This is a genomic window from Pedobacter sp. (assembly GCF_035566355.1).
In the GTDB taxonomy this organism is placed as follows: Bacteria; Bacteroidota; Bacteroidia; order Sphingobacteriales; family Sphingobacteriaceae; genus Pedobacter.
On sequence record NZ_DATMRL010000219.1, the window covers coordinates 1 to 4057 of the forward strand.

Genomic DNA, 4057 nt, shown 5'->3' on the forward strand with positions numbered 1-4057 from the left:
TGACCAATCCTCCAGCAAAATACGATGCTTCGGGCAACTCTGGAGTCATCAATATCAAAACAAAAAAAAGCAAACAAGCAGGCTTTAATGGTGGATTGAATTTAAGCCTGAACCAGGGTGAACTGAGCAGATCAAACAACAGCGCAAATTTTAACTATTTTAAAAATAAGATCAATTTTTTTAGCACGTTTAGCTATAGCCTGAACAACAGTTTTACAGACCTCGACCTAAACCGAACCTATAAAAACGCAGATGAAAGTGTGAAGTCCTATTTTAACCAGAATTCCTATTTCAAAAGACACGGAAATACCTTTAACCTGAAAACAGGTTTTGATTATTATGCTTCCGAAAATACCACCTGGGGCATGGTGCTAACCGGAATGAACAGAGTGTCCAGTAGTGTAAATGACAATGTGAGCAATCTTTTGAATGCAGACGGGCGGCCTTATTCCATTATCAAAGCCAAAAATCTGGATGATATTCATTACAAAAACGGAGCAGTAAACCTCAATTACAGGCATAAATTCGATCAGACAGGCAAAGAACTGACTGTAGATATGGACTACCTGGTGTACAGAAATCAGACTGATCAAATCTATTATAACGATACCTATGCGCCTGATCAAAGCCTTACTGCCCAAGACAGACTGAATGGAAACCTGCCTGCTCATCTTGATATTTATACTGCGAAATCCGATTACTCGCACCCTCTCAACAAAAACTGGAAACTTGATGCCGGTGTAAAAGCCAGTTACATTAAAACTGATAATACCGCCGATTACTTATATACAATTAACCAAACCACCACCCCGGATTACGAAAAAAGTAATCATTTCGTTTACAAAGAGAATATCAATGCAGCCTACCTCAACCTTTCAAGAGAAGGCAAAAGGCTTTCTTTACAAGCTGGCCTAAGACTGGAAAACACAGTTTCGAACGGACACCAGCTTGGGAATATTATGAAACCTGACTCCAGTTTTAAACGCAGCTATACCAGTCTTTTCCCAACCCTGTATCTCTCTTACAAACTAGATACTGCAGGAACAAACCTTATTGATCTAAATTACGGCAGACGCATTGACCGACCCTATTATCAGGACTTAAATCCTTTCTTTTCACCGCTGGATAAATTCACCTATTATGTGGGCAATCCTTTTTTGAAACCTGCTTTTACGCAAAGCCTGGAACTCTCTTATACCTTTAAGAACATGTTTACAATAACACTGGGTTACAGCAAAACCAAAGACGATGTAAATGAGACTATTGAGATTGTAGATGGCATTTACTATAGCAGACCAGGAAACATTGGTAAAAAAACAGCCAAAAGTATTTCTGTCGATGGAGGACGAGACCTGACCAAATGGTTAAATGTTCACCTGCATGCCGACTACCAAAACACGCAGTTTGCCACTAATTTTTATACTGGCTTCCTGCAAACAACTGGAAATTATTTTGGTACACAGGCAACTGCCCAGTTTAAACTGGGCAAGGACTGGAATGCCGAATTAAATTACATGTACAACAACCGATTCTCCGATGCACAATTTATTATTGGGAAATTACAGGCAACCGGAGCCGCCGTACAAAAGAAATTATCTCCCAGCACCACCCTGAAACTCGCAGTAAATGACATTTTCCGCACAAAGGTCTTCACTGGTGTCATCGACCATTTAAACCTTACTGATGCCAGCTGGAGAAACCGCAACGATTCCAGAACAGCGGTACTGAGTTTTAGCTATCGCTTTGGAAAAGCCATGAACAATTTAAGGAAACACGATGCGACTGGCGCTGAGGCTGAACAGAATAGGGTCAAGAATTGATTTTATTGGTTTAATTATGTTAATTTTGAAAGAAATCAATCTTCATAATTTTGGCCAAGATCAAAAAAAATTCCCATAAGGTACTTTACAGAAAGTATTCGTCTAATATTAAATATATTATGATGGTGCTTACAGTATTGATCATTACCTACTTTCTACCCAAACAACCACGGTTCAGATACGAGTTTGAAAAAGGTAAAGTATGGTTGAATAAAGACCTGGTCTCTCCATTTAGTTTTGCTATCCTGAAGACTTTGCCCCAGGTGATTATTGACAAAAAAGATGCGCTGGAAAATGTTTTGCCTATTTACAGATATAACAATGATTTGTTTAATGGTGTACAGGAGGCTTATTTAAATGAGTTTGATGTAAAATGGCAAACCAATTCTTTTCCGGAAAAAGAAAAACAAACCTATAAAACCGCATCTTATAACCTACTTAAATCTATTTATGCCAGGGGAATCATCGCCCTTAATCCAAAACATCAGGGCAATGGAAAGAACTACGATATCTCTCTACTGAACAACAACGTAACCAAGCCAGTCAGTACCCAGGATCTTTTTACCGTTCAATCTGCACTGGACTATTTCAAAAGTAATTTTAAAGCCCCCAATGTAAAAATTAAGGAGGTTATAGAAAATTTAGTAGAAGACCATTTACAGCCCAATTTGATCTTTGACGAAAAGCTGACGACCATAGTGCAAAACAGCACAGTGAACAGCCTGTCTACTACTCATGGAATGGTACAGAAGGGGGAACTGATCATTGCCAGGAACAACGTGATCGATGAAGATACTTACCAAAAACTACAATCATTTAAAGCAACTTACGAGGCACAAACAAAGACAATTGGCGACAGCAGGTTGGTTTATTTAGGTCAGATTTTATTAGTGGGCTTTGCATTAACCTTACAAATGGTATTCCTGTTCATGTTCCGCAAAGACATTTTTGCAGACAACAGACAATTGTCGTTATTGCTACTGGTGATCACAACGATGCTACTGGCGCTGACCTGGGCAATTAAACTGAACCTACCGAGCCTCTATTATATCCCATTCTGTATTGTACCTATTATTATCCGGATTCTGTTTGATACCAGACTGGCGCTCTATCTTCACCTGCTGGTGATCTTAATTGCCGGTTTCTTTGTACCCAACAGCTTTGAATTTGTTTTTTACCAGACTACTGCAGGAATGGTAGCCATTTACAGCATCAGAAACCTGATCAAGAGAGAGCAGCTGCTTTTATCCGCTTTATTCATTTTAACCGCTTATTTCATCTGTTTTGTAGGTATTGGTCTATTAAGAGAGGGTTCATTCCAGGAAATTGAATGGATGAATTTTGTACCCTTTATTGTAAGTGTATTGCTATCTCTTCTTGCTTATCCTTTGATCTATGCTTTTGAAAGGGTATTTGGAATTACATCTGATGTGGCCCTGATTGAGCTAACCAATACTAATAATAAACTGCTGAGGGAGCTGGCTTTCAAAGCACCAGGAACTTTTCAGCATTCATTACAAGTAGCTAATCTTGCAGAGGCGGCAATTTTTAAAATCGGAGGAAATTCTTTACTGGTACGGGCAGGCGCTTTATACCATGATATTGGAAAAATAGAGAACCCCCAATATTTTATTGAGAACCAGAATACGGGGATCAGCCCTCATGATAAACTCCCTTATGAACAAAGTGCCCAGATCATTATTAAACACGTTCATAAAGGAATAGAAATTACCCGTAAGCACCAGTTGCCGGAGAGTGTAATTGATTTTATCAGGACCCATCATGGAAACACCAGGGTAGATTATTTTTATCAATCCTTTTTAAAGAATTCACCTGAAAAATTTGTGGATGAAAACATTTTCAGATACCCAGGTCCAATTCCTTTTTCTAAAGAAACCGGAGTATTAATGCTCGCAGATTCTGTCGAAGCAGCCTCAAGAAGCCTAAAAAATCCAGATGCTCAAAGCATAAATGACCTCGTTGAACGTATCATTGACTACAAATTGGAACAAAATCAATTAGATAATTGCGATTTAACTTTAAAAGACCTTGAAACTATAAAGTTGATTTTCAAGACGATGCTAATGAGCATCTATCATGTGCGAATAGATTATCTACAAAATGTGTAAATTTCTTTTGCAAGTATCAATGAATTGCTATATTTGCACTCCCTCAGCACGGATACGCTGAGTAAATCGGAGGGATGCCTGAGTGGCCGAAAGGAACAGTTTGCTAAA

Annotated in this window: 2 protein-coding genes; both read left to right on the forward strand. The window is 38.7% G+C overall.

Translation table 11 applies throughout. The annotated features are described in order from the left end of the window. Window positions 1-1820, forward strand: a 1820-nt coding sequence (locus VNZ46_RS08385; RefSeq protein WP_325559641.1) for an outer membrane beta-barrel family protein, incomplete at its 5' end; no start/stop codon positions are given. A gap of 50 nt (window positions 1821-1870) precedes the next feature. After that, complete coding sequence (locus VNZ46_RS08390; RefSeq protein ID WP_325559642.1) at window positions 1871-3949, forward strand: HDIG domain-containing metalloprotein; 2079 nt, start codon at window positions 1871-1873, stop codon at window positions 3947-3949. The last annotated feature ends 108 nt before the right edge of the window (window positions 3950-4057 follow it).